Below are 22,816 nucleotides of genomic sequence, written 5' to 3' on the forward strand. Positions count from 1 at the left end.
CGCGAAGGATATCAGAACGCCTTGCACCTTCGATGACCAGGGCGCGTCGTCAACCGATCCGCTCAGTTGCCCCTGACGCGTTCCCAACCGTTTCGCACGGCGGCCTTGAAACGCTCCCACCGGCTTTCCGGGTAGCGCGACTCCCAGGTTTCGCGAACGCTCGACTCAGCCCTCGTCCAGTCCGACCCGCGATACCGCTCGTCCTGCCCGAGCGTGGCGCCGTGCGTGAAGGCCCGGCGATACTCGTCATAGGTCGCGCCCGTGTTGGCGTAGTGGGCCTCATAGTCCTTGCGCAATTGACTTTCGTAGGCGGCGTCCTTGGACGACAGCGTTTCCAGATTCGGGTCCCCCGCGTAGCCCGTTGCCGACGCAGGGTCAGCCTTTGCCGCACTCGCGTTGCCCGCGGCCGGGTGCGCTGCGCTCGACTTCAGATTTTCATTCTGGGAGGCTCGCGCGGCGCCGGCCTCAGGCGCCCCCGGCTCTCGCGACACAGGATGGCCCCATGGACTCGATCCGTGCCACTCCGTGCGCGTCGGTCCCTGCTGCATCTTGTCAACCGCTTTCGGGCCCTTCGGAGCCGCGGCTTTGCCGTGCAACCCGGCGTCAGCACCGGGAGACGCATCGCCGGTGGGCGCCATGGGCGCATTCGTTGCCGCGGGCGCGCTGCGAGGCATGGCGGTTTCGCGCGCCTCGTCGTGCGGTTGGGTCGACGACTCGTGTTGATGGGCACCGTCACGCGAAGTCGCGTCCTGCCGATGTAATTCCGGCGCAGGAGCTTTGGCGTCCACGGGTCGGTTGCGCCATTCGTCGGCGCGTTCCCCAATATCCGCGGCACCGGCCCGGCGCATCAGATCGAGCGTCATGTCGACCTGCGGCTCGGAAACATCAGCGCTGACAATCGTCCCGCCACGGCGGACGAACTGCCTGTAGTCGTCGACTTCCGGCGGATACTTTCCCGTCTTGAAGAGCCGGGCGAACAATTGCTCGAGCCGGTCGAACATCGCCTTGTGATGGCGCACCTCCCCGCTACCCGGCGCGTAGACACGTGGCCCCTTTTCGACCGGAGCATCGGCGCTCGTTGAATAGATCGCAATATCCGCTTGCGGTATGCCTGCGCCACCCAGTGCGAGTTTCGCCGAATACGCCTGCGCATAGCTGTCGAATACGCCTATCACTGTCTGCTTCATGCCAGCCTCCGTCGCCATTCAACGAGGCGCTCTCACCCCGTCCTGGCGAGGAGTGCATCGCGCGTGCCCGGACCGTCTTTTCCCTGTTGTGTTCGCTGCGGCGTCGCTCGAACTCTAGGTCGCGACAGCCACGTGTGTGCGAAAAGTTCGTGACGCAGGCATGTTCATGACGTGAAACTCCCAATCCTGCTCGCATGGCATGAGGATTGCAGAACGCTAACCAGAGTATGTATGCGCTTGCAGAGGGATGGTGACTGGACTGCACGGGAGACGTGCCTGTGCCTTTTTTCGCGCACGCGTCCGGGTGAGAGACTGCCGGTTGCTGGCCTCACGCCATCAGGAGATAGCACGCATCTGTGGTGGCGCGCCGGCTAACGCATCAATATTGCCCCTGTTACCGCGCCAATCCCTCAAATAATCAGGCTTCCTAACTATATGCCGAACAACGAACACCGATGCGTTTCACGTAGCCCGCGCGCATCGGTAGTTGACGCACCTCATTAGTGCGAGTACACTACGCGCCGCGGGGTGGAGCAGTCTGGCAGCTCGTCGGGCTCATAACCCGAAGGTCGTAGGTTCAAATCCTACCCCCGCAACCAAAGCAGCAAGGGCAGCAAGGCTTCTAGCCAGTTTGTGTATCCGTTTGAACTGCCCTGAATTCGCTGTTAGGGCAAACTGAGGGCAAGTCCTGCGGATTTTATGCAGATTTGCCGAAAAAACTAAACCCGCCCCGAGCGGGTTTTTTGTTGTCCGTTGATCCAGCGCCCCCCTGCGCCGAACCCTTCCCCTATCGCTTCCCCCCTTCGCCCGTGAGCGGCCCGATGCGGTGCTTTTCCTGCATCAAGCGGCGGCGGATGCGCGCGAGCGCTTTACGCGCGTCATCAATCGTCGCGCTCTTTTTGTCCAGATACCAAAGCTCCCCCGCCGTGAGTGCTTCGAGTTCGTAGAGCGCGTGCCGCCCGGTCTGCACTTCGAGCGCGAGGCGTCGCACGTCTTCGTTCGGGTGTGCCGTCCAGATTCGCCGTAGCTCGCGATAAGTCGGAGTCTCAAACGGCGGCAACGGTCGTTTCCTTCGTGCGCGTGAGCGCGTTGGCAATGATCGCGGCGCGCAGCTTGTCGTTAGGCCCGTGCCCCGCGAGTAGTGGCGCGACGTGTGCGAGCACGACGCGCATCGCTTCGGCCCATTCGGGATTGGGATAACTCCCCGCGCAGCACCGCGTACCGCATGCGCATTTAAGCGAGCGCGGCGCGTAGGCGATGACAAGCAGCGCACGCGGCGCGGGTGCAAGGCGATCGAACTGGCGACGGATGCGCGCGGCCTGTCCGGTCGCATCTGTGCCGGTGAGCGTTGAGGCTGACGGTACGCCCTGATGCAGCACGCCGAGCGAAGACATGCCGCCGCGCTCGACGGCGTGGCGTAGCGCGTCGCGCAGTGCGGCGGCGTAGCTCGAATAGAGGTCGCGCATGGTGAGCCTTTGCGGGGGGATTTGTGCCGCGCAGAAACGAAAAAGCCCGCATTGCGCGGGCTCTCAGATATTCGGGGCAAATTCAGACGATATGAATTAATCGGCATATTAGCCAGCATTTGGCGAATGTCAAACCTGAATGAGTCCGCACTGCGCAACAGATGTTAGTTCCCCCAATTCAGAAGCGTCTTATGTCTGCACTTAATCAAATGGCGTATCTCTGTCTGCTCCTGGCGAAAGTCTACCTGATCGCTGCCGGGCCGATGCTCCGTGATCGGATAAGCATCAGATCGTGAACGATGCATGCCACTCCCGGACGCAACTAGCTACACGAACAATCGATTCGAAAGGGAAAACGAATGGCAGAGTTTAATCCCTTGGGGCATACCGTCACGGGTCGCCAGGCGTACTACTTGGACGTGCCAGGAACTGAGGCCGCAGCAGCGCTCTCGGTCGTGTCGTTCACGGCCACCGAGAAGATGGGCGAACCCAACATCGTCCATATCGAACTGACCCACCCGGAGCAGCTATTGCGCGCCGACTTCCTGAGCCGTGACGCGGTGTTCAGCATCAAGGCCGACGACGGGACCGTAAGACGCTTTTCTGGCTTTATAGAGCGCTTCTCGAACGTTCAAACGACGAAGGATTTCACGAAGTACCAGATGGTGCTCAAGTCGCATTTCGGGCGACTCGAAGCCGTCATGAACACCGGCAACTACCAGCACCGGAGCACGCCGGACATTCTTGCAGCCATCCTGCGCCGTCACGGCCTGAGAGGCCATCAGTTCCGCTTCCGGCTGCGCCGCAAGTACCGCGAACACCTGTTCCGCATGCAGCACCGCATGACGGATATGGCCTATGCACAGATGCTGATGCAGAAGGCCGGCATCTACAGTTATATCGTGGAGACGGAGTACGGCGACCAGGTGGTTTTCGGCGATGACATCGACCATTACATTTACGACGAACCGCAACGCGTTGTGCCGTACCGTGAAGCGGCGGGACTCGAAGCGGGCGGCGTGGAAGCCGTCACGGCGATCAAGACGCATACCGTCACAGTGCCGCAATCATTCATGGTGGCCGAGTACAACCCGGACGCAGCGTGGGAACGTTATCGCGCCTCGGCGACCGTCGCGCCCGAGGACCCGACCACCTACGGCCAGCCGTATATCTACGGCACGAACCACCTCGACGCGGACGGGGCGCAGTGGGAAGCGCAACTCAGACACGAAGCGGCCATCGCCCGCCAGGTTGTGTACGAAGGCGCGGGCAACGTGCTTGCCTTGCAGTGCGCCACCGTACTCGAAACGGATATCGTGCTGCCCGATGCGCCCAAAGGCATGGTCATCATCGAGGCCACGCACAGCGGTGCGTGTGACGCGGCGTATTCAAATACGTTCCGGGCCATTCCTGCTGACCGCCGTTTCCGTCTGGAACTGAAGCCGGAAACCTGGGCAAAAATCGGCGGCACACTGAGCGCCCGGATTTGCAGCCCGGACAAGTACACCTATGCCTACCTGAATGCCTCCGGCTATTACGTTGTCCGCTTCGATGTGGACTTCGCAACATGGCCCAAAGGGGGCGAGAGCGTACCCCTGCGACTCGCCAAGCCCTTCGCGGGCAAGCTGCAAACGGGCTTCCACTTTGTTGCGCTGGACAACGATGAAGCGGTGATTTCTTTTCGAGATGGCGACCCTGATAAACCGGAAATTATTGCGTTTCATCATCATTCGCAGTCGCGCGACCTCATCACGAGTGACAGGCGCTGGCTCTCGCGCAACACGATCCGCACGCAGAAGAACAACAAGCTGCGCATGGAGGACTGGGCGGGCCAGGAGGGCGTCAAGCTCAACACGGAGCACTCGGGCAAGTCGCAATTAAACCTTGGCTACCTGGTTAACAACAAACTGGAATACCGGGGCGAAGGCTTCGAGCAGCGCACATCGGGTTACGGGGTCAATCGCGCGGGCAAGGGGCTGATGCTGACGGCTTACGACCGCCCTGGCGCGACCGGCAAGCAACTGGACATGCAGGAAACCATTGCGCAACTGGAAAGCGCGCTGGCGACCGCGAAAGCGCTTGCCGCGTCCGCCAGCAGCGCGAAGGCCGAACCCGCCGACACCGACGCGCAGCAGCAGATGAAGGACGATCTGGACGGCCTGAAGAAACCGGGGCTGCTGATGAGCACGCCCGCATCGGCGGCACTAGTCACAGGCCAGGGCATCCAGTTAGCGGCCCAGGACAACATCAACGCCGTGGCGGGCAAAAGCGCGGACTGGAGCGTGCTGAAACGCTTCACGGTTGCAGCGGGCGAGAAGATATCGCTGTTCGCACAGAAACTTGGCATCAAGATTTTCGCGTCCCAAGGTCCGGTCGAAGTCCAAGCCCAGGACGGCCCGATGTCATTCACGGCGGACAAGGACGTGAGCGCCGCGAGCGTCAACGGGAAGCTAAAGATTTCGGCGGCGAAGGAAATCATCTTGGAGTGCGGCGGCGCGTTCGTGTAGATCAAGGACGGCAGCATTACGCTCGGCGGCCCCGGCGACCTGTTCCTCAAGAACATCACTGTGCAAAAGCAGGGCAAGGCGTCAATGTATGGCGTCACGCCGTGGGAAATACTCCCGCAGCCGTCCATCTGTCTCGAATGCATGATCCATGCGGCCGAACAAGGCGCAATGTCGCTGGAGCGCTGATGATGTTTTCCCGGCGCGATACTCCGCGCCGCTCTTATTCCGTACACGAGGAGCGCTTGTGATACCCGGTTCAGTCAATGAACAACTCCGGCAATACCGGAAACGCCACTACGGCGGCCACGTCCTGGCGCTTGTAGACGGCATCCAGTATCAGCAGCACACCGGCCAGCAACTTACCCCCGAAGACGATATGACGGTCTCGCTGTTCGCGGGCACGAAAGACATTGCGCTTGCGCACGCGGGGCCGTGGCTGGTTGACCCGAACAAATCACGCGGGCATCTCGCGGACCTGGGCGAACTCGAACAGGCCCGCCCCGGCGTGATCTGGCTAATTACTTCGCATGGCATCGAGGCGCAAGCAGAAAAGTTGCGCCCGCACCTGAAGGTCAGTCTACCGGACGGGAGCTATGCACTGCTGCGCTTTTGGGACCCCAGGATTATTCACGCGCTGAACGACGCGTATCAGACCCCGGACGACCGCGAGCTTTTCAGGACCGCATTCGAATGGCAATACCTCTACGAAGGACAACGACGCCACGTCACCGACCATGAAACGTCTAACTGAACAGCAATGGGCCATCCTGAAGGCGTATGAAGATCGTAACTATGTGGCGGCCGTGCGCGAGGATATTGTGCGAGCCTATCCCTGGCTTGCCGATCAACGGAAATTGGGCGTCCGACTAAACGAGGCCTATGCGCGAACGAAAGAGCTTGGATTCACCCACGACGGACCGACCGTGGATTTCCTTTATCTGGAAGCCACCACTCCCGGCTTTTACCTGCTTCCGGCCATTGCAGCATGGCTGGACAAACCAGGCGTGCCAGGCGAACAGCGTTTCGAAATGCTGTTGCAGGTCACGCGCAAAAAGAAACAGGAACAAAAGGAGGTTCACTGATGGGTATTCCATTCCCCGGCACGCTTGCAAGCGCAGCCAACTCGCTTCTCCAGACCATGCCTGTACCGCTGCCTTCGCCGGTTCCCGGCCCTTCTGCGGGTCCGATGGGCGGCAGTGGCGCAGGCGGTGGATTAGACTCACTACCGCGTGACCGGAGCCGCGAGCGCGAACGGCCGTGCAAGTGCCCGCCCGAGAAGGGCGGCGAAAAGGTACAGCGGAACCACAACATGAACCCCGAACCGCGACGCTACCAAGCCCGCATTACCGGGTTTGAGTACGAGATAGTAACGGACGGAAAAGGCACGGAAACCGGCCAGGGTTGGAATATGGAGTGGGCTTGGCTTGGCACAGACTTTGATGGATTTCAGGCTTCCCAATGCCTCTTGCAGGAAGCCAAGGGAAACTACGATCAATTTATCGGTGCAAATGGGAAGCCGTTTGATTTCTTTAAGGGATTTACAAACATGGCCGAACAAATTAAGAAACAAGGAACAATCGTACGCAGCAATCCGCCCGCTAAATTGATGTGGTATTTTCAGATATCAAAAACGAGAGAATATATGTTGCCAACACTGCAAAGGTTTGGCGTTTCTTCCGTTCTTCAGCCGTGAGGAAATAATGAATCTGTCAGAGCAACATCGTGATCGCACCGATCTGCCTAATGCAGATTGGCAGTTTCACTTGAGCCGCCTGCGGCCAATCATAGATCTATTGGAAAATAAGGATCGGACGTTGGGCGAATGGTATCTACAGGGCGAGAGCGAACAGGAAGCACTTCAGTATCGAGCCTATGATGACAAAGATCCATCATCAGCCGCCGTAGATGCGCTATCAAAAGAGTATTCAAGAAAAAACAAAGATGATCCAAAATCAATTGGAATATGGAATGGATTTAAATCGGATCGAGTTGGAGCATCAATAACAGTGGAGGTCGATGGCGGAGAGGTTTTCCCAAAATCACTTGATATCTCTCTGAGCGAGGGAGGTGAAAATCGAGATTCCCGTCTTGGCGACTACAAATCAGTTGCAGATGTTATCGCTCAAGTTGTAGAGATTTATGGCTCGTTCTACATCACATTTGGTCCGTATTATTATTTCAAGGAAAAAGTGTTTGAAGATCGTCCCGGCGTTAGCTGGATGCTCTACCTGCCGCACGCTCTCTCAGCCGCCCAGTTGCCTGAGGCGCGCGCCCTGATTCCGCTAATGCGCGACGGCCAGCAGCAAGGCACGATCATTGTTAGCGTGACGGATGAAGTGTTCGACGTGAACAACCGGGCCCACGTCAAGGTCGCGAACGATATTGAAATCCGCCTTGCAGACCAGGACCTGTTGCCGCGCTTCGTTGACCTTTGATCGTTGGTTTCACTGACCGAGACACATGCCCCGCTTCGGCGGGGCTTTTCATTGAGAGAACATGAAACGAACTATCGCAACGTCTGCACTTTGCTTGCTGTAACGGTTTGCGCATCGGGAAAAACACGCTATTCGGGGCCATTCGACTATCACGATTTCAAGCCGTCCGCCGCTTACTTCCACGGCCGTAGCCCCGCAGAAGTTGCACACCTATGTCCTACAGCGGAACACGCGTCAACCGAAGACCTGGAGGAATGTGAACTCAGGGAATTCGAACGCGCGACGGCGACGTTGAAGCGGAAGATTACGGAGCTTACTGCGAAAATCAGAAAGAACGATGAAACTGATGCGAAGCCGGAAGATGAACCTGTAGCACTGCCGTCTTTCCTGGAAGCACAAGCCGCGTGGGTCCAGTACCGCGATAACTACTGCTATAGCGCGGCCTACTATATGGGCGAAGGGTCGGAAAAGTACATTCGATTTTTTATCTGCATGTCATCCATGACCAAGGCTCGCACAAAGGAGCTTGGACAGTTTTTCGATTGACGCGTGACCTACCCTCAAAGGGTCAACCGCGCCTGTTCCTGCGCCGTGTCGGCATGCTCGAATAGCGCACCCTGGCGGTGCGCATCGTTGATGCGGTCGCAAGCGCTTTCGAAATGCACGGGGTACAGTTCGATACCAACGACGCGCCTCCCGGTCTGCAAGCACGCTACGCCGGTAGAGCCCGAACCCATGAAGCAATCCAGCACGGCCCCACCAGGCGGCACGATCCGCAATAGCTCGCGCACTAACGCAAGCGGCTTTTGCGTGACGTGTACGCGCTCGCGCGGTGCGCTGCATTCGTAAAAGCCCGGTATCGTTGCGGCCATTGGATCGCCAGGCATCGCGCCCGCCGTGCCCCATATGACGTATTCGCATTGCGCGGTAAAACGTCCGAGTTGCGGGCGTGCATCGGGCTTGCACCACGGCACAACGCCGCGCCATACCCAGCCCCCGGCCTGCATGTAATCGATTGACGCGGACAGTTGCCGCCAGTCCGTAAAGAACATGCCCACGGCACCGGGTCTGCACGCACGCAGCGCTGCCGCCAACCATAGCGCGGCCCAATACGAGAAGCCGCGTTGATCGCGGTTATCGCCGCTAAAATCGGGTAGCTCTGCACTTGATGAGCCCGACCGGACGTATTTTTTCCGCGTGTCCTGTACGCGGTCTGAGCGAAACTGTCCGCCGCTGGAATACGGCGGATCGCACAAGAGCGCGTCAAGTCCCGCGAGTGCTGGCAGCACCACGAGCGCGTCCGCGTTGTAGAGCGTCGCGGGGCCGATGACAACGGGCGCGCTCACGTCTGCGATTCCTGCGCATGCTCGCGTAGTTGTCTTCGAGGTAGCGGCGCAGAGTCGGCACGCCGCGCACCGCCCTGGTTAGCTCAGTGCGCTTCGTAGATTGACCGGAAATTCATGGATGCGCTGCGCGCGACGGGCGAATACCAGGCGTTCCAGGATACGGAATTGCGCGGCTTTGGCATCAAGGTGACGCCCACGGGCGCGAAGTCGTACACGTACCGCTGGACGAAACCAGACGGCACCCAGGGCCGCCGCACGATCGGATATTACCCCGCCATGCAGCCGGGCGAAGCGCGCGACGCGGCCCGCCGCGAAAGCGAGATTATCGACCGCAAGGGCGATACCGGGTGATACCGGGTGACATTGAGAGAGACACAACAGAACCGGAAATGGCTTAAAATCAAACGATTTGGCACTGAGTGGGACTGGGTGGCACTGAAAATTCGCCCTCATAACCCGAAGGTCGCAGGTTCAAATCCTACCCCCGCAACCAACACCCAGTCAGGCTTCCTGCAAATCCTGCAAGAAGCCGTCGTGCCAAAGAACCCACCGTAGCGTGGGTTTTTTGTTGTCCAGCGAAATTCGATCCGGCACGCGTTGAAATCTGGAGGACCGTTCCATGAAGAAACAAGCACTCGCACAGTGGGCACTCGTAGCCGCTGCCATCGCCCTGTCTGGCGCAGTACACGCCGCCGACGTCAATGTCGGCATCAACGTGGGCGGCCCTGTCGTGGTCGCGCCGCCCCCTCCTGCCGCCATCGTCGTTACGCCGGGCTGGCATGGCGACCGCTACTGGGATGGCCACCGCTACTGGGAACGTGACGACTGGGAAAAGCACCATCATCACGGCAAGGGTTGGCATTGCCCGCCCGGCCACGCCAAGAAAGGCGAGTGCTGATCGCACCCGCGCCTCTGCGGCAGTCCGCGCACACGGCGCGCGACCTCTGAGAATCGAAACAAGTGTAATGATCTGTTAGCGGCAGGCGCATCGGCCCGTTTTGCCGCCGGAACCGCGCCTGCGCTTTGGTACGATCCCGCCTTTCGTCCATTGCGCCGCCACTGTGAACCACCCGTATGTGTCGCTATTTCGTGAACTCTGCGCACGCTGGGTGAACCGTGGGCGCTCGCTCGCCGCCTCCGCCGGCGCGCAGTCACGCCGCCTTGTCCGCGCGACGCTGCACGGCATGCGCCATCCGACGCGTCGCGGCATCCTTCTGGCGCTCGCCGCCTTGCCGTTGTTTGTGCTGGCCTACACGCTGGCGCTGGTGCCGTTCACGCCGCGCCTGGGTGACATCCGCAAGGCCCGCGTCGACCGTCCCGCGCTGATTCTTTCCTCCGATGGCAAGGTGCTCGCCGAGTTCAAGCCGGTCAATCGCGAGTGGGTCACGCTCGACCAGATTTCTCCGCATGTGGTGGACGCGCTGATTGCGACCGAGGATCACCGGTTCTACCAGCATCACGGCATTGACCTCCAGCGCGTTGCGGGGGCCGCGCTTCATACGTTCACGAGCAGTCGCCAGGGCGGCTCCACGATCACGCAGCAGCTCGCACGCAACCTGTATCCGGATGAAATCGGCCGCGCGCCCACGCTGACGCGCAAGCTCAAGGAAGCCATCACCGCCCTCAAGATCGAATCCGTGTACAGCAAGGACCAGATTCTGGAGACGTACCTGAACACGGTGCCCTTTCTGTACAACGCGTACGGCGTGGAGATGGCTGCCCGCACGTACTTTGGCAAGCCCGCCGCGAAGCTGAATGTCCTCGAGAGTGCAACGCTCGTGGGCATGCTGAAAGCGAACAGCGCTTATAACCCGGTGCTCAATCCGGATCGCGCGCTGGAGCGCCGCAACACGGTGCTCCAGCAAATGGTGAAGTTCGGCAAACTCCCGCCGGGTGCCTACGCGTGGCTCATGCGCCAGCCGCTCAACGTCAACTTTGAGCCCCAGGCCGAGGCCGTTGGCTCAGCTCCACACTTCTCGGCCCAGTTGCGCAGGTGGCTGACCGCGTGGGCGGATCGAAACGGCTACAACATCTATTCCGACGGGCTCGTTGTGCGCACCACCATCGACTCCCGGCTTCAGGCAATGGCGACGCAGGCGGTTGCGTGGCAGACCGGCCAGTTGCAGTCGATCGCCAACGGCGCGTGGAACACGCGCACGGGCTGCTGGCCGGGCAACGCGCTGTTCCAGTCGTTCATCAGGCAAACGGCGGAGTACCGGAGCGCACGGGATACCGGACTATCGGATCAGGCCACCATCAGGAAGCTGGCAATGGACGCGTCGTTTGTCGATGGCCTCTGCCACAGCAAGACGCAGATTCAGGCCGGATTCGTCGCCATGGATCCGCGCAACGGAGACATCAAGGCATGGGTCGGCAGCCCCGACTTTCACGACGAGCCGTTCGATCATGTTCAGCAAGCACGACGGCAACCGGGTTCCACGTTCAAGGCGTTCGTCTATGGCGCCGCCTTCGCGGATGGCGCGCAGCCGGGCGACACGATCGTCGATCGCAACGTCGCGATCCCGTTGAAGGGCAATGCGGTATGGAAGCCGACCGACGCGGAGCCGCCGACCGGCCGGCCGATGTCGCTGCGTGACGCCCTGGCTTTTTCACGTAACCGCGTCACTGCCCAGCTCATGCAACGCGAGGGGCCAGCGAAGGTCGCCGCACTCGCGCGTGCGATGGGTGTGCGCGAGAGCCCGCTCGACCCGGTGCCGTCGCTCGCGCTGGGCACGAGCCCGGTCACGCTCAGGGAGATGGTCTCGGCGTATTGCACGATCGCCGACCGCGGCGCCTATGTCGAGCCGCGCATGGTGACAAGCATCGAGGATCGCGACGGCAACGTGCTCGCCGATTTTCCCGCTGCACGACCGGAGCAGGCGCTGCCGGCCGGTGCGGCACTGAAGCTGGTCGACGCGATGCGCGATGTCGTCGACCGCGGCACGGGCAGCGACATCCGCACACGCTTCGGGATTCACGCCGACGTGGCCGGCAAGACGGGCACCACGCAGGACAGCACCGATAGCTGGTTCATCCTGATTCACCCCCAACTGGTTGCCGGTGCATGGGTGGGATTCGACGACGCGCGCGTGACGCTACGCAACGACTACTGGGGTGAAGGTGCGCACAGCGCCTTGCCGGTGGTCGGCGCCTTCTATGACATGGCGCTGCGTGCCCGGGTTATCGACGCACACGAGCAGTTGGCCCCAGGGAGGGTTACGCCGCGCGCACCTCGTGCGCACAAGCGCCACCATTTCCTCTTCTGGAACTTCTAGGGCGCTTGCGAGGCACCGGCTGGCAGACCCGTGATGACGGCGGCGTATGGCGTCATAGCCTGGTCTCCAGCGAAAGCGTGCTGCCTTCTAGCCACGCTTGAGCGGCACGCGACGCTTCGCTTTGCGAAGCGTCGTGACGTCTGCGGCTTCCAGCGCCGGTGTTTTCACTTCCCCCGAACGTAGCCGGGACAGCACTCGCTTCGCATTGGTCGTGCAGTCCATGTCCTCGGGTTTCGCCTCGATCTCCGCCATGAGCGCGACGAGATGCGCCTTGCTCTGCGCGAGTCGCGATTCCAGTGCCTCGATATCCTGCACCTTGCCGCGCAGCGTTTCGATCAACGAGCCGTGCTGCCATTGCGCCATGTCGGGCGGCAGCAACATGCGAATCTCGTCCAGACTGAAACCGGCCTGCTGGGCCGTCGCAATCAGATTGAGCACCAGCACGGCTTGAGGCGAATACGTCCGGTAGCCATTCGGCTCACGCTCGGGCTTGAGCAGACCGATATCTTCGTAGAAGCGAATGCGCGAAGCCGCAAGACCCGTGCGCTGCGCAAGCTCGCCAATTTTCATGTTTCCCATCCTCCCCGCCCAGGCCGCAACTGACCATCGACTTGACGGCTGCCCCACAGCAACTTCAACCGTGCTGACACATCATATCCGCTCGAAACGCAAACCCGCATGGCGAGTCAAACGCTCGATGAAGCGCTCGTCGAAAATCGTGGCCGGTGTCCAGAAGCCGCCGCCACGCCCGACCTTGACGCCGTCCTCGACGAGATCGTGAGCGAGGCTGATGGCAGCCTGCCCCAGCATCTTGCCGGTCGAGCCGTACCCAGGATCTCGATCCCCGGTCGCTTTCACGCGCACCACCTGGCCTTCATCGGTCCGGCCGAAAAACCGCAAATCGTAGCGCCCGGTCCGTTGAGCCTCCGGGCTTGGACCCTCACCCGGCTTGGGCAACAGGAAGCGTTGCATCACGTGGCGAACCGGGCCGATGACGATGCCCGCCATGAACGCCGCCAGCCCTGCCACGGTGGTCATTGCTCTCAGCCGCCCCTTCAAGCCCGGCCCTGTGAGGACGGCTTCGTCATAGGTGAACTGACTGCCATAGGCGTTGCCGCTGAGGGCATTGGAGCGGTGCACGACGCGCTCGTTGATCGCCGCCATCACGAAGGGGGCGATCCATGCGTCGAACGCGGCATCGAACTCCGCGCGCCTGACGACGTGCTGGCGCGCCGTGTAACCGTGAGCGTTGGGACAAAGCGCATAGGGATTGATCAGCGCCTGGCGCAACGACGGATCGGCAGCCGCCTCCTGGACCACGTTGATCAGGCTCGCCACCGTGCCGCCCGAGGCGCCTCCCTTGAGGGTCTTGACGCGCATCTTGACGTGCGTAGCCGGCGTACCGAATTGCCGCATCGCGTGTTGCTGAAGGAATCGCACGCCCATATCCGAGGGAACCGAGTCGAAGCCGCAGCAATGCACGATGCGCGCCCCTGTCCTCTGAGCCGTCGACTCGTACTGCTCAATCATCCTTTTGATCCACTGGGTTTCGCCAGTGAGGTCGCAGTAATCGGTGCCGCTCTCAACGCAAACCTTGATGAGCGGTTCGCCATAGAGCGCATAGGGGCCGACCGTGGACACGACCACACGGGTCTGCTCGCACAGCGCTCGCAACTGCATTTCGCTCGCCGCGTCCGCGACGATGACAGGCAAGGACTGCCACTCAGCGCCGAGCGAGCGCTTGACATCGTTGAGCTTCGCTTCCGATCGGCCCGCAATCGCCCAGCACAGGGTTTCCCCCTGCGCCGAAAAGTATTCGGCTAGGTAGCGCGTGAGGATCTGCCCCACAAAGCTGCTGGCGCCAAACACGACGATGTCATAGCGGAGCGTGCTCATGGATGTTTCCTCGCACGCGCTCTCTGGTGCAGTAGTGGAAGTCGGGCATCCACGTGGGACCGACTCGCGAAGCAACCCATTAGTTTGGAATCCTTTATAACAATCGATATTTCCCGCGCCGCTTCGCCCCAGGTTCGCTGACCTTTCTCGATGGCTCACCCGGCACGCGGCGTGTCAGCGAGCACTATAAGGTTAAACCCAACTTGAAGGTCAAGCATGAAGATCCGCCCGGAGACCGCTCAAGCCCGCAAGAGGCATTGACATTCAAGTTACCTTTAATCTTAGAGTCGAACCACGCTCAAACGAGGTGAATCCATGAACGTGTTCGACAAGCTAGCCTTACCCAACGGTTCGACCATCCGGAACCGCATCGCGAAAGCCGCCATGGAGGAAAACATGGCGAACGCCGATCACGCCCCGTCGGAGTCGCTGATGCGTCTGTATCAAGCGTGGGCGGAAGGCGGCGCCGGCCTGCTCATTACCGGCAACGTAATGGTCGACAGCCGCGCCATGACGGGCCCCGGCGGCGTGGTGCTCGAAAATGACAAGCACATCGAAGCATTCAGACGATGGGCGCAGATCGGTCGATCGAAAGGCGCGCAATTCTGGCTGCAAATCAATCATCCGGGCCGCCAGATGCGGGCCAATCTCGGGCAGCCGACATGGGCGCCTTCGGCGGTGCCGCTGGCACTGGGCAAGATGTCCAGGCACTTCAATACGCCCCACGCGATGACGCACGAGATGATCAATGCGGTAATCCAGCGCTTTACGCGCACTGCGCAACTGGGCGAACTGGCCGGCTTCACGGGCGTCGAGATCCACGCGGCTCATGGTTACCTGCTCAGCCAGTTTCTGTCGCCGCTCACCAATCAGAGAGCGGACCAATGGGGTGGGTCGCTCGAGAACCGGGCTCGCCTGTTGATGGAGATCGTCAAAGCCGTTCGTGCGGCCGTTTCTCCCCGGTTCGCCGTTTCCGTCAAGCTGAATTCCGCCGACTTCCAGCGCGGCGGCTTCAGTGCCGACGAGGCCCGCCAGGTCGTGAAGCAACTCAACGATCTGGCAGTCGATCTGGTCGAGCTATCGGGCGGAAGCTATGAAGCGCCGGCCATGCAAGGCGACGCGCGTGACGGCCGCACCCTCGCCCGCGAAGCCTATTTCGTGGAATTCGCGCGCGACATCCGGACGATCGCAACGATGCCCGTGATGGTCACCGGCGGCATCCGCCGCCGGACTGTCGCCGAACAGGTCATCACGAGCGGGGTGGATATGGTCGGGATCGGTACGGCGCTGGCTATCGAACCGGATCTGCCCCGTGAATGGCGGGCCGGCAAGGACAGCGCGCCGGCACTCGCGCCAATCACATGGAAGAACAAGCCGCTGGCGTCTCTGGCCAACATGGCCGCCGTCAAGTTTCAATTGCGCCGATTGAGCCTGGGAAAGCCGCCGCACCCGAACGTGTCGCCTTTGCGCGCGCTGATCCTGCAACAGCTGGCCGATGCAGCACGCAGCCGCGAATACCGGCGCTGGATAGCGCTGCGCTCGAAGCCCTAGTCTTCGCGGACATCCCGGCACGGACCTGCGAAATCGTACGCCCCAGGCGTCCAGACCCGTGCCCCATTCCTCGCCACGACATGCACCGTTCCGGCACGCGCCCGCCATTCCACCCCGCATGCAGGCGCTCGAAACTGGTGCATCGACGATAGTCTCATCGCCCGTCGGAAACTCGATACGCGGTCGTCGAGCCGCGCCTGACCGCCTTCCATACCGGTGTTCGCCACCTTCCCACCATCCTGGCATGACTCATGCTTAGGTTCTGAATATTGTTGAACAATCGATTATGAGTTGTTCTACAATCATTTCAGCCACCTTCACGCGGACGAGCGAGCACCCCATGAAAGCCCAACTTGATCTGAAGTCTGTCCTGTCCTGCCTGCCGCGCATTTCGAAGTGCGCCGCCGTGCTCGCGCTGTGCGGCACGGTTCACGCGTTCGCTGCGAGCGCGGTTCCGACCGTCGCGCCCGGCAAGCTGACGATCGGCGCGGATCTGACGTATCCGCCCTACGACTACACGCAGGGCGCCACGCCCGCCGGTTTCGATCCCGCGTTCATGGCGAAGCTCTCCGGGCACCTGAAGCTCCAGCCGGGCTTCGTCGATACGCGCTTCGCCAACCTGATCCTCGGCGTCAACGCGAACCGGTTCGACGTGATCGCCTCCGCGCTCTATGTGACGCCGGAACGCGCGAAGCAGATCGACTTCGTGCCCTACCTGAAGACCGGCGGCTCGCTGCTGGCCCTCAGTCACTCCGGTTTCGCACCGAAGAAGCCGGAAGACCTGTGCGGCAAGCGCGTGAGTTCGATCAAGGGTGCCTCGTGGATTCCGAAACTCAACGACGTGTCGAAGCAGGTCTGCGTGCCGGCCGGCCGCGGCGCGATCGACGTGCGCGAGTTCGAGACGTCGCCGGAAGCGGCCCAGGCCGTGCTGGCACACGCGGTCGACGCGCAGTTCGAAGACTCGGCCGTCGCGCAGATGACTGTCAACAAGCTCGACGGCCGTGTGGCGATCACCTCGACCGCCCAGCTCTATCCGGTCGTCATCGGGCTCGGCGTGAAGAAAGGCAATGACGCGCTGCTCGGCCAGTTGAAGACCGCGTTCGCGTCGATGAAGCAGGCGGGCGAATACCAGGCGCTCCTGAAGCAATACAACGTGGCCGAGCCGACCGACGACGACATCGCCCGTGCGCTCGGCACGGCATCGAACTAAAGGCAGGATCGCGTGCGGCATGCGGCCGGGCAGCCGCCCATGCCCTCGTGACTGCGCTTCGTGAGAGAACGCACATGGTATTCGACTGGCACTACACGGCTTCGTTATTGTTCGACACCGCCTTCTGGAAAGCAGCGTGGCTCGTGATCGAACTGAGCGCGGCAACCTGGATAATCGGCATCGTCGCGGGCTTCGCTCTCGCGCTCGGCAAGCAGTCCACGATCATGCCGCTGCGCGTGGCATGCAGCGCCTACATCTGGCTTTTTCGCAGCCTGCCGCTGCTGGTGCTGCTCATCTTCGTCTATAACCTGCCGCAGGTGCTGCCCTGGACGGGCGGCCTGCTGTCCGATCCGTTCTGGGCCGGTCTCCTTGCGCTCTCGATCAGCGAGGCCGCCTATATTGCGGAGATTCATCGCGGCGGCCTGCTGTCGCTACACAAGGGCCAGCTCGAAGCGGGCAAGGCGCTGGGGATCCGCTTCGTCGGGCTGCAACGGCTGATCGTGCTGCCGCAGGCGTTTCGTGTTGCGCTGCCGGCACTCATCAACGAGTACATCACGATCGTCAAGCTGACGTCGCTGGTATCGGTCATCTCGCTGGCCGAAATCCTGCTGGTCGGCGAGCGCCTGTACACGCAGAACTTCAAGGTGCTCGAGACGATGCTGGCCGTTTCGTTCTACTATGTGCTCATCGTCACCGTGTTCGGCCACGTGTTGAAAATGCTCGAAAAGCATCTGGACGTCACGCGCCGCACGCACGCTGCCGTCGCCGTCGCGCCTGCGGAAACACCGCGCACCGGCGCGGCCATGACGGGCGACGGCAAGGCGCGAGGCGGTAGCGCGACGCGTGCGCTGGAAGCCATCGGAATCCGCAAGCGCTATGGCGATCATGAAGTGCTCAAAGGAATCGATCTGACTGTGCGCGCGGGAGAGGTCGTGTCGATTATCGGCCCGTCAGGCTCGGGCAAGACTTCGCTTATCCGCACGCTGAATGGCCTCGAAACGCTCGACGACGGCGAAGTGCGCCTGCATGCCAAGGCCTTCCTGTGGCCGCCGCGCGCCAGGCATGGCAAGGTGCCGCATGCGCAGCACATGCGCGGGATTCTCGATATCGGCATGGTGTTTCAGAGCTTCAATCTGTTCCCGCATCAGACCGTGCTCCAGAATGTGACGCTCGCGCCGCGCTATCATGGGCGCCAAAACGGGGCGTCGCTCGACGAATCGGGCATGCGCTTGCTGGCCAAGGTGGGAATGGCGGCGCATGCGCACAAGTATCCGCATCAGTTGTCAGGCGGCCAGCAGCAGCGCGTGGCGATTGCGCGGGCGCTGGCGATGCAGCCTTCGATCGTCCTGTTCGACGAGCCGACCTCGGCGCTCGATCCGGAACTGGTCAGCGAAGTGCTCAAGGTCATTGAGGAACTGGCGCGCGAAGGCATGACCATGATTATCGTCACCCACGAAATCAATTTTGCGTTCCGCATTTCGGACCGCATCGTGTTCATGGAATCGGGCATGATCGTGAACGATGCACCACCGCACGAACTGGCCAGGCTCGACAAAGCTTCGCGAATCGGCGGCTTCCTCAAAGACGTTCACTTTGCATGACAAACCGTATGCCTACCTCTTACCCGGCCGCAACCGCACTGACTGACCAGGAGTCCGCGCAATCGGTCACGGACCGAATCCTGTCGACGATTCGCGACGAGATTATCGAAGGCAAATTGCCGCCGGGCACCGCGCTCGTCGAGAACGATCTCACGCAGGCGCACGACGTTTCGCGCAACACCCTGCGTGAAGCGTTGCGACTCTTGTGCCGTGAAGGGCTCGCGGTGCACTACCGGCATCGCGGCGTGATCGTGCGCACCTTGACGCGTCACGACGTGCGCGACATTTATCGCGTGCGCCGCACGCTCGAACTTCAGGCCCTGATGCGCGAGGCCCCGATCGAGGAAGAGGAAATCGCCGCGATGCGCGACGCGGTCGAGCGTGCGCAAGCGGCGGCGAACGAAGGCGACTGGCGCAGTGTCGGCACGTACAGCCTGCTGTTTCACCGCCGCATCGTGCAGTTGCTCGCCAGCCCGCTGTTCGACACGTTCTTCACGACGATCCTGGCGCAACTGCGTCTGGTGTTTGCCTCCGCCCCTGACGAGCGGCGCTTCCAGCGCCCCTGGATCGAAAAGGACGGGCAGATTCTGGAACTGATCGCGAGCGCTCGCGTGACCGAGGCCCGCGCCGCCCTCGCGGATTACCTGACGCAATCGGAGCACGCCCTGCTCGATTACCTTTGATTTGTTGCCGCGCTTTCGCGTTTCATTCATCGATATCTCATCCACACCGTTGCGCATTGAATGCGTAACGTTTAAACGGGCGAGCTAGCACAACCAAGCCAGCCTGTTCGCGTGTCCAATAAGGAGTCTTTATCATGTTGAACTACCCTGCCGCCTATCAATCCACGAAGGGTTCCGCGCTCGATCCCGACAAGGACTTCTACCGGCGCATCGCCTCGGAGCACGATACGCGCACGCTGGTCGAATCGATCGTGGTGCCGATCCGCTCGGGCCAGGCGTGGACCGTTCCGGCCGGACACGTGTTCCGCATCGTCACCATCGAAGGTCCGCAAGTGGCCGACCTGAACATGTGGAACCTGCACAACCCGCGCGAGCGCATGTGGGCCTCGCGCACGCGTCAATTGCAGCAGGCGCACGTGAGCACCTTCGATCGCCTGTGGTCGACGCTGCCGTTCCTGCGGCCGATGGTGACGATCACCGACGACAGTCTCGCCGACTACGGCGTCGACGAACATGGCGGCCGCGTTCACGATCTGCTCGGCACACGTTGCGACCCGTACGTGAACCGCATGCTGACTGGCGAAGATTTTCATTTCCACTGTCACTCGAACCTGACACGGGCCATCGCGCCGTATGGCTTGACCGAATACGATGTGCACGATGTGCTGAATGTGTTCCAGTGCACGGGGCTGAATCTCGAGGACAAGTATTTCATGAAGGCATGCCCCGCCAAGAAGGGCGATTACCTCGAATTCTTCGCGGAAATCGACCTGCTGTGCGCGCTGTCGACCTGCCCGGGCGGCGATCTGTCGTTGCCCATGTGGGGACCGGACGCGCGCGACCCGCTGGAAGTGTGCCGGCCGCTGGGCATCGAGATCTACCGGCTTGCGCCGCCGATGCTTGAAGGGTGGACGTCGCCTTCGGTTGCCGCGTACAAAGGCCAGCACGGTATGAGTCTGACGCAGCCGCAATGGAAGTGCGGGTGCTGAGCGCGAGTGAGTAGCGATGCCGCCGGCCGGGCGGTTAGCCTCGGCCGGTGGCGCTCTGACGAGTCTGGTGGAAATGCCGACACGTAGATTACAAACTGAAAATGCCGGGGGAACAGAATATTGGTGCAAAATACGGCATCGATAGCATTTCCCTACAGGTCCCCGCCGTATTCAAACGCCGACGCACGGGGCGAAGTAAGATGCTGCAAAACCGTCTCCACCACCGTTTGACAGCTTCGCCCTGGTCCAAGGTGATCCATGCTGAAACGACATCTCCCGGCTGTCGAAAGCCTTCGCTTTTCGTCGAGCGACCTCGCCGGAGGGGGCTCTGAAGGCGGCTTGCTCGAGAACGAACTGCCTCCTGCGCTTTTCTTCGAGGTATCGACACGGAGAATCGTCTCTTACGTTTTCGAAGCGGACCGCAGCGCGAACGCAGGACGGCGGAGACATAAAGGCGGCCTGGCCCCCCATCATCTAAAGCTCGCGAAAGCGATGCTCTCCGTGCGGGACCACGACAGCGTGACGCTGCTGGCGCTTAGCGCAGCCTGCGGGCTATCCACGGCGCACTTCGCCCGGGAATTCAAGAAGTCCACGAACTTCCCGCCACACCAGTGGGCCCTGCTGAACAAGGTCGCTCGGGCGAAGGACATGCTCCTGCGCACAACGCGCTCCATTCCCGAAATCGCTGACGAGTGTGGATTTGTCGATCACTCACATTTCGGACGTTGGTTCAAGCGCGCAACCGGACTCACGCCCAAGGCGTGGCAACGACTGCGTCGCAAGACGGATCCGCGTGGCGTCGCGATTATTCGAAGGCAGACGCAGAACAACGCCGGCGGCCAGCGTTGCGCGTAGGCGTTGCGTAAACCTCGGCGGCGACGCCGTCATCGCCTCAAACTTTTCAGGTGAAACGAAATGAAAGCCGGATCTCATGCGTGGGTGGACGTATGGCTGGACTTTATCTGCCCGTTTTCCTATGTCCAGTTACCCGTTTTTGACCAGTTGCGCGCGCAATATGGCGACGCGCTCAAGCTGCGCTGGCGAGCCTTCGAAATTTGCCCGGACCCGGCGCCGCCCATCGACATGGACGACGAAACCCTGATCGCGTTGTGCGTCGAGAAGGTCTTTCCCCTCGCACGCGAGCGTCAGGTCGAACTAAAACTCCCCAAGAGCAAGGTGCCGCGTACGCGCAAGGCGTTCATGACAGCTTTCGCGGCTCGCGACGCCGGTAAGTTCGAAGAATTGCAGCGCGCCATTTTTCGCGCCTTCTTTGTTGCCGGTGTCGACATCAGCGACACCTCCGCATTGCTCGATATCGCGTATTCCTGCGGACTCAATAAAGCAGATGTCGCGAACCTGCTGAGAAGCTCGACGCTCGAAAACGATATCGTGGCCGATATTCGTCTGGCCGAATCCATTGGGATCACCGGCGTGCCGTTCGCCCTCGTTTCCCGATCCGATGGCGATATCCGGGACTCGGCTTCGCCAACGGTCGGCATTCATGGAACCGCACCGCTACAGGATTTCAGGCAAGCCATTTCCCATCTCTTCCCGGAAGGCCTCCCACGCGCGGCAGCCGGGTGAGGTGCATGCAGTGATCATTGCGCGTCAGATGATCTCCGCCGTGCCCATCCGATGACCTCATTGATCTTGTCCCGGTCGAAGCTGAGGACGTTGCCTCCCGAGGCACTGAAGCGTCGCCAGCCTTGCTGCACGGGGTTCTGTCGACTGGTCACCAAAGGATGGTTACGCGGGTGGTAGCTGCGCCTGAACGCCGGCAGCGCATTTCTCGCAAACCGCAACAACATCGAAACGCAAAAGCGTGCACGCGCAATCGCAAACCACGGACGGTTACACCACCCTTCCGCCACCATCATGACGCGATACGCCACCACCGTTTCCCGCGCCAGGACGAACATCGCGACGACAATCATCCATTTTCGATAGAGTTCGTTGTCGCCGTAGAAGTGCTTGTACGTGTCGAACGCCACGCAGCCGTGCTCCACTTCTTCGACCTGATGCCAGATCCAGAACGCCGCGACTTCCGGATCCGCGCTTCCAAACCAGTCTTCGAACTCATCCAGCAGCAGAAGCCCGGCAAGAAACGTGAACGTCTCGTACCCTGCTGTAAATCCCAGCAGGCGACGATCGGAATCACACTGTGCGTGCCTTTCGAAGTAGCGCATTGCGCGCTCGTCGACACCGCTCAGCGCTGCGTAGCGCTGAAAGAGCGCCGCCGAGAACTGGGTGTAATTGTGTGCATGGTGTGCCTCCTGGCCGATGATGCCGCCCATATTCTTCCTGAGCCGCGCATCCTGCGTCGACGACCGCGCCTTGCGTAGCGCAAAGACCAGATAGCGCTCGAAATGCGGGACATGCACGCCAAGCGCGTTCAGGAACACCGCGCACTCGGGGCGGCGACGATTCCAGATGCAATCGTCTGAGGTTTTCAAAGCTAACCGGAAGTCCAATGGCCTGATCGTAATCCCATCCATGGGATGGTCCGTTGGAAGCACGGACTCGGTGGATTTCCGAAGGCTGGCCATGCATCCCTCCGTCACTTCAGCGTTGAAATCGTTCGCTCACGAACGCGATATGTCGGCGTGCCGCGCTGCGCAAATCAACGGGCCGATTTTGTAAATATTTCGAAAGCCACGAGATTCGCCAGCA

At 61.1% G+C, this 22,816-nt stretch carries 22 protein-coding genes, 1 tRNA gene and 1 pseudogene; 17 read left to right on the forward strand and 7 right to left on the reverse strand.

Annotated features, from left to right (window positions below; all coding sequences use genetic code 11):
- Window positions 1–62: 62 nt before the first annotated feature.
- A complete protein-coding gene (locus C7402_RS22005; RefSeq protein WP_116612092.1) occupies window positions 63–1,187 on the reverse strand; it encodes a hypothetical protein in 1,125 nt (374 codons plus the stop codon).
- Window positions 1,188–1,709: 522 nt separating this feature from the next.
- Here C7402_RS22005 and C7402_RS22010 point away from each other — a divergent pair.
- A tRNA-Met gene (locus C7402_RS22010) sits at window positions 1,710–1,786 on the forward strand.
- A 188-nt stretch (window positions 1,787–1,974) separates the two neighbouring features.
- Here C7402_RS22010 and C7402_RS22015 read toward each other — a convergent pair.
- Both C7402_RS22015 and C7402_RS22020 read right to left on the reverse strand, forming a co-directional pair.
- On the reverse strand, window positions 1,975–2,178 hold the full coding sequence (locus C7402_RS22015; RefSeq protein ID WP_165841940.1) for a hypothetical protein: 204 nt from the start codon (window positions 2,176–2,178) through the stop codon (window positions 1,975–1,977).
- A gap of 55 nt (window positions 2,179–2,233) precedes the next feature.
- A complete protein-coding gene (locus C7402_RS22020) occupies window positions 2,234–2,653 on the reverse strand; it encodes a hypothetical protein (protein ID WP_116612094.1) in 420 nt (139 codons plus the stop codon).
- A 359-nt stretch (window positions 2,654–3,012) separates the two neighbouring features.
- Here C7402_RS22020 and C7402_RS22025 point away from each other — a divergent pair.
- From C7402_RS22025 to C7402_RS22045, 6 genes and pseudogenes are all read left to right on the forward strand, one after another.
- Window positions 3,013–5,346, forward strand: a pseudogene (locus C7402_RS22025) (type VI secretion system Vgr family protein).
- A 58-nt stretch (window positions 5,347–5,404) separates the two neighbouring features.
- The gene (locus tag C7402_RS22030; protein ID WP_165841951.1) at window positions 5,405–5,911 is read left to right on the forward strand and encodes a DUF4123 domain-containing protein; all 507 of its coding nucleotides are present in this window, start codon (window positions 5,405–5,407) and stop codon (window positions 5,909–5,911) included.
- Window positions 5,895–6,242, forward strand: a complete 348-nt coding sequence (locus C7402_RS46350; RefSeq protein ID WP_133254523.1) for a hypothetical protein — start codon at window positions 5,895–5,897, stop codon at window positions 6,240–6,242. Before C7402_RS22030 ends, C7402_RS46350 begins: the two co-directional genes overlap by 17 nt.
- Window positions 6,242–6,853, forward strand: a complete 612-nt coding sequence (locus C7402_RS22035) for a restriction endonuclease fold toxin 5 domain-containing protein (protein ID WP_116612096.1) — start codon at window positions 6,242–6,244, stop codon at window positions 6,851–6,853. Before C7402_RS46350 ends, C7402_RS22035 begins: the two co-directional genes overlap by 1 nt.
- A 7-nt stretch (window positions 6,854–6,860) precedes the next feature.
- Window positions 6,861–7,595 (forward strand): Imm52 family immunity protein, encoded by a 735-nt coding sequence (locus C7402_RS22040; protein WP_116612097.1) that lies wholly within the window; start codon window positions 6,861–6,863, stop codon window positions 7,593–7,595.
- A gap of 51 nt (window positions 7,596–7,646) precedes the next feature.
- Window positions 7,647–8,141: a lysozyme inhibitor LprI family protein gene (locus C7402_RS22045; RefSeq protein WP_208948968.1), complete on the forward strand. Its 495-nt coding sequence runs from the start codon at window positions 7,647–7,649 to the stop codon at window positions 8,139–8,141.
- A 14-nt stretch (window positions 8,142–8,155) separates the two neighbouring features.
- Here C7402_RS22045 and C7402_RS47435 read toward each other — a convergent pair whose 3' ends face one another.
- Window positions 8,156–8,887, reverse strand: coding sequence for a DNA-methyltransferase (locus tag C7402_RS47435; protein WP_208948969.1), 732 nt, complete (start codon window positions 8,885–8,887; stop codon window positions 8,156–8,158).
- A 168-nt stretch (window positions 8,888–9,055) separates the two neighbouring features.
- Between C7402_RS47435 and C7402_RS22055 the strand changes: the two genes are divergently transcribed.
- The 3 genes from C7402_RS22055 (at window position 9,056) to C7402_RS22065 (ending at window position 12,216) form a co-directional block, all read left to right on the forward strand.
- Window positions 9,056–9,292, forward strand: a complete 237-nt coding sequence (locus C7402_RS22055) for an Arm DNA-binding domain-containing protein (RefSeq protein WP_116612100.1) — start codon at window positions 9,056–9,058, stop codon at window positions 9,290–9,292.
- Between the two features lie 268 nt (window positions 9,293–9,560).
- Complete coding sequence (locus tag C7402_RS22060; RefSeq protein ID WP_112171622.1) at window positions 9,561–9,839, forward strand: hypothetical protein; 279 nt, start codon at window positions 9,561–9,563, stop codon at window positions 9,837–9,839.
- 163 nt (window positions 9,840–10,002) lie between these two features.
- The gene (locus tag C7402_RS22065; RefSeq protein WP_116612187.1) at window positions 10,003–12,216 is read left to right on the forward strand and encodes a penicillin-binding protein 1A; all 2,214 of its coding nucleotides are present in this window, start codon (window positions 10,003–10,005) and stop codon (window positions 12,214–12,216) included.
- 87 nt (window positions 12,217–12,303) lie between these two features.
- Here the strand turns inward: C7402_RS22065 and C7402_RS22070 are convergent, their stop codons facing one another.
- Window positions 12,304–12,786 carry a MerR family transcriptional regulator gene (locus tag C7402_RS22070; RefSeq protein WP_116612101.1) on the reverse strand — a complete coding sequence of 161 codons (483 nt, stop codon included), beginning with the start codon at window positions 12,784–12,786 and terminating at the stop codon, window positions 12,304–12,306.
- Window positions 12,787–12,867: 81 nt separating this feature from the next.
- Window positions 12,868–14,112, reverse strand: coding sequence for a saccharopine dehydrogenase family protein (locus C7402_RS22075; RefSeq protein ID WP_116612102.1), 1,245 nt, complete (start codon window positions 14,110–14,112; stop codon window positions 12,868–12,870).
- A 315-nt stretch (window positions 14,113–14,427) separates the two neighbouring features.
- Between C7402_RS22075 and C7402_RS22080 the strand changes: the two genes are divergently transcribed.
- The 7 genes from C7402_RS22080 (at window position 14,428) to C7402_RS22110 (ending at window position 21,730) form a co-directional block, all read left to right on the forward strand.
- On the forward strand, window positions 14,428–15,663 hold the full coding sequence (locus tag C7402_RS22080) for an NADH:flavin oxidoreductase/NADH oxidase family protein (protein ID WP_116612103.1): 1,236 nt from the start codon (window positions 14,428–14,430) through the stop codon (window positions 15,661–15,663).
- 340 nt (window positions 15,664–16,003) lie between these two features.
- Complete coding sequence (locus tag C7402_RS22085; RefSeq protein ID WP_116612104.1) at window positions 16,004–16,873, forward strand: transporter substrate-binding domain-containing protein; 870 nt, start codon at window positions 16,004–16,006, stop codon at window positions 16,871–16,873.
- A gap of 74 nt (window positions 16,874–16,947) precedes the next feature.
- Window positions 16,948–18,474 carry an amino acid ABC transporter permease/ATP-binding protein gene (locus C7402_RS22090; protein WP_116612105.1) on the forward strand — a complete coding sequence of 509 codons (1,527 nt, stop codon included), beginning with the start codon at window positions 16,948–16,950 and terminating at the stop codon, window positions 18,472–18,474.
- Between the two features lie 8 nt (window positions 18,475–18,482).
- Complete coding sequence (locus C7402_RS22095; RefSeq protein ID WP_224041269.1) at window positions 18,483–19,157, forward strand: GntR family transcriptional regulator; 675 nt, start codon at window positions 18,483–18,485, stop codon at window positions 19,155–19,157.
- Between the two features lie 134 nt (window positions 19,158–19,291).
- Window positions 19,292–20,146: an urea carboxylase-associated family protein gene (locus C7402_RS22100; RefSeq protein ID WP_112171615.1), complete on the forward strand. Its 855-nt coding sequence runs from the start codon at window positions 19,292–19,294 to the stop codon at window positions 20,144–20,146.
- Window positions 20,147–20,404: 258 nt separating this feature from the next.
- Window positions 20,405–21,001, forward strand: a complete 597-nt coding sequence (locus C7402_RS22105; protein ID WP_116612107.1) for a helix-turn-helix domain-containing protein — start codon at window positions 20,405–20,407, stop codon at window positions 20,999–21,001.
- 60 nt (window positions 21,002–21,061) lie between these two features.
- Window positions 21,062–21,730, forward strand: a complete 669-nt coding sequence (locus C7402_RS22110; RefSeq protein ID WP_116612108.1) for a DsbA family oxidoreductase — start codon at window positions 21,062–21,064, stop codon at window positions 21,728–21,730.
- A 14-nt stretch (window positions 21,731–21,744) separates the two neighbouring features.
- On the opposite strand, the gene C7402_RS22115 is transcribed toward C7402_RS22110, so the two are convergent.
- Window positions 21,745–22,641 (reverse strand): metal-dependent hydrolase, encoded by an 897-nt coding sequence (locus C7402_RS22115; protein ID WP_165841953.1) that lies wholly within the window; start codon window positions 22,639–22,641, stop codon window positions 21,745–21,747.
- Window positions 22,642–22,816: the final 175 nt, after the last annotated feature.

Source organism: Paraburkholderia unamae, from assembly GCF_003096875.1.
GTDB classification, from domain to species: Bacteria; Pseudomonadota; Gammaproteobacteria; order Burkholderiales; family Burkholderiaceae; genus Paraburkholderia; species Paraburkholderia unamae.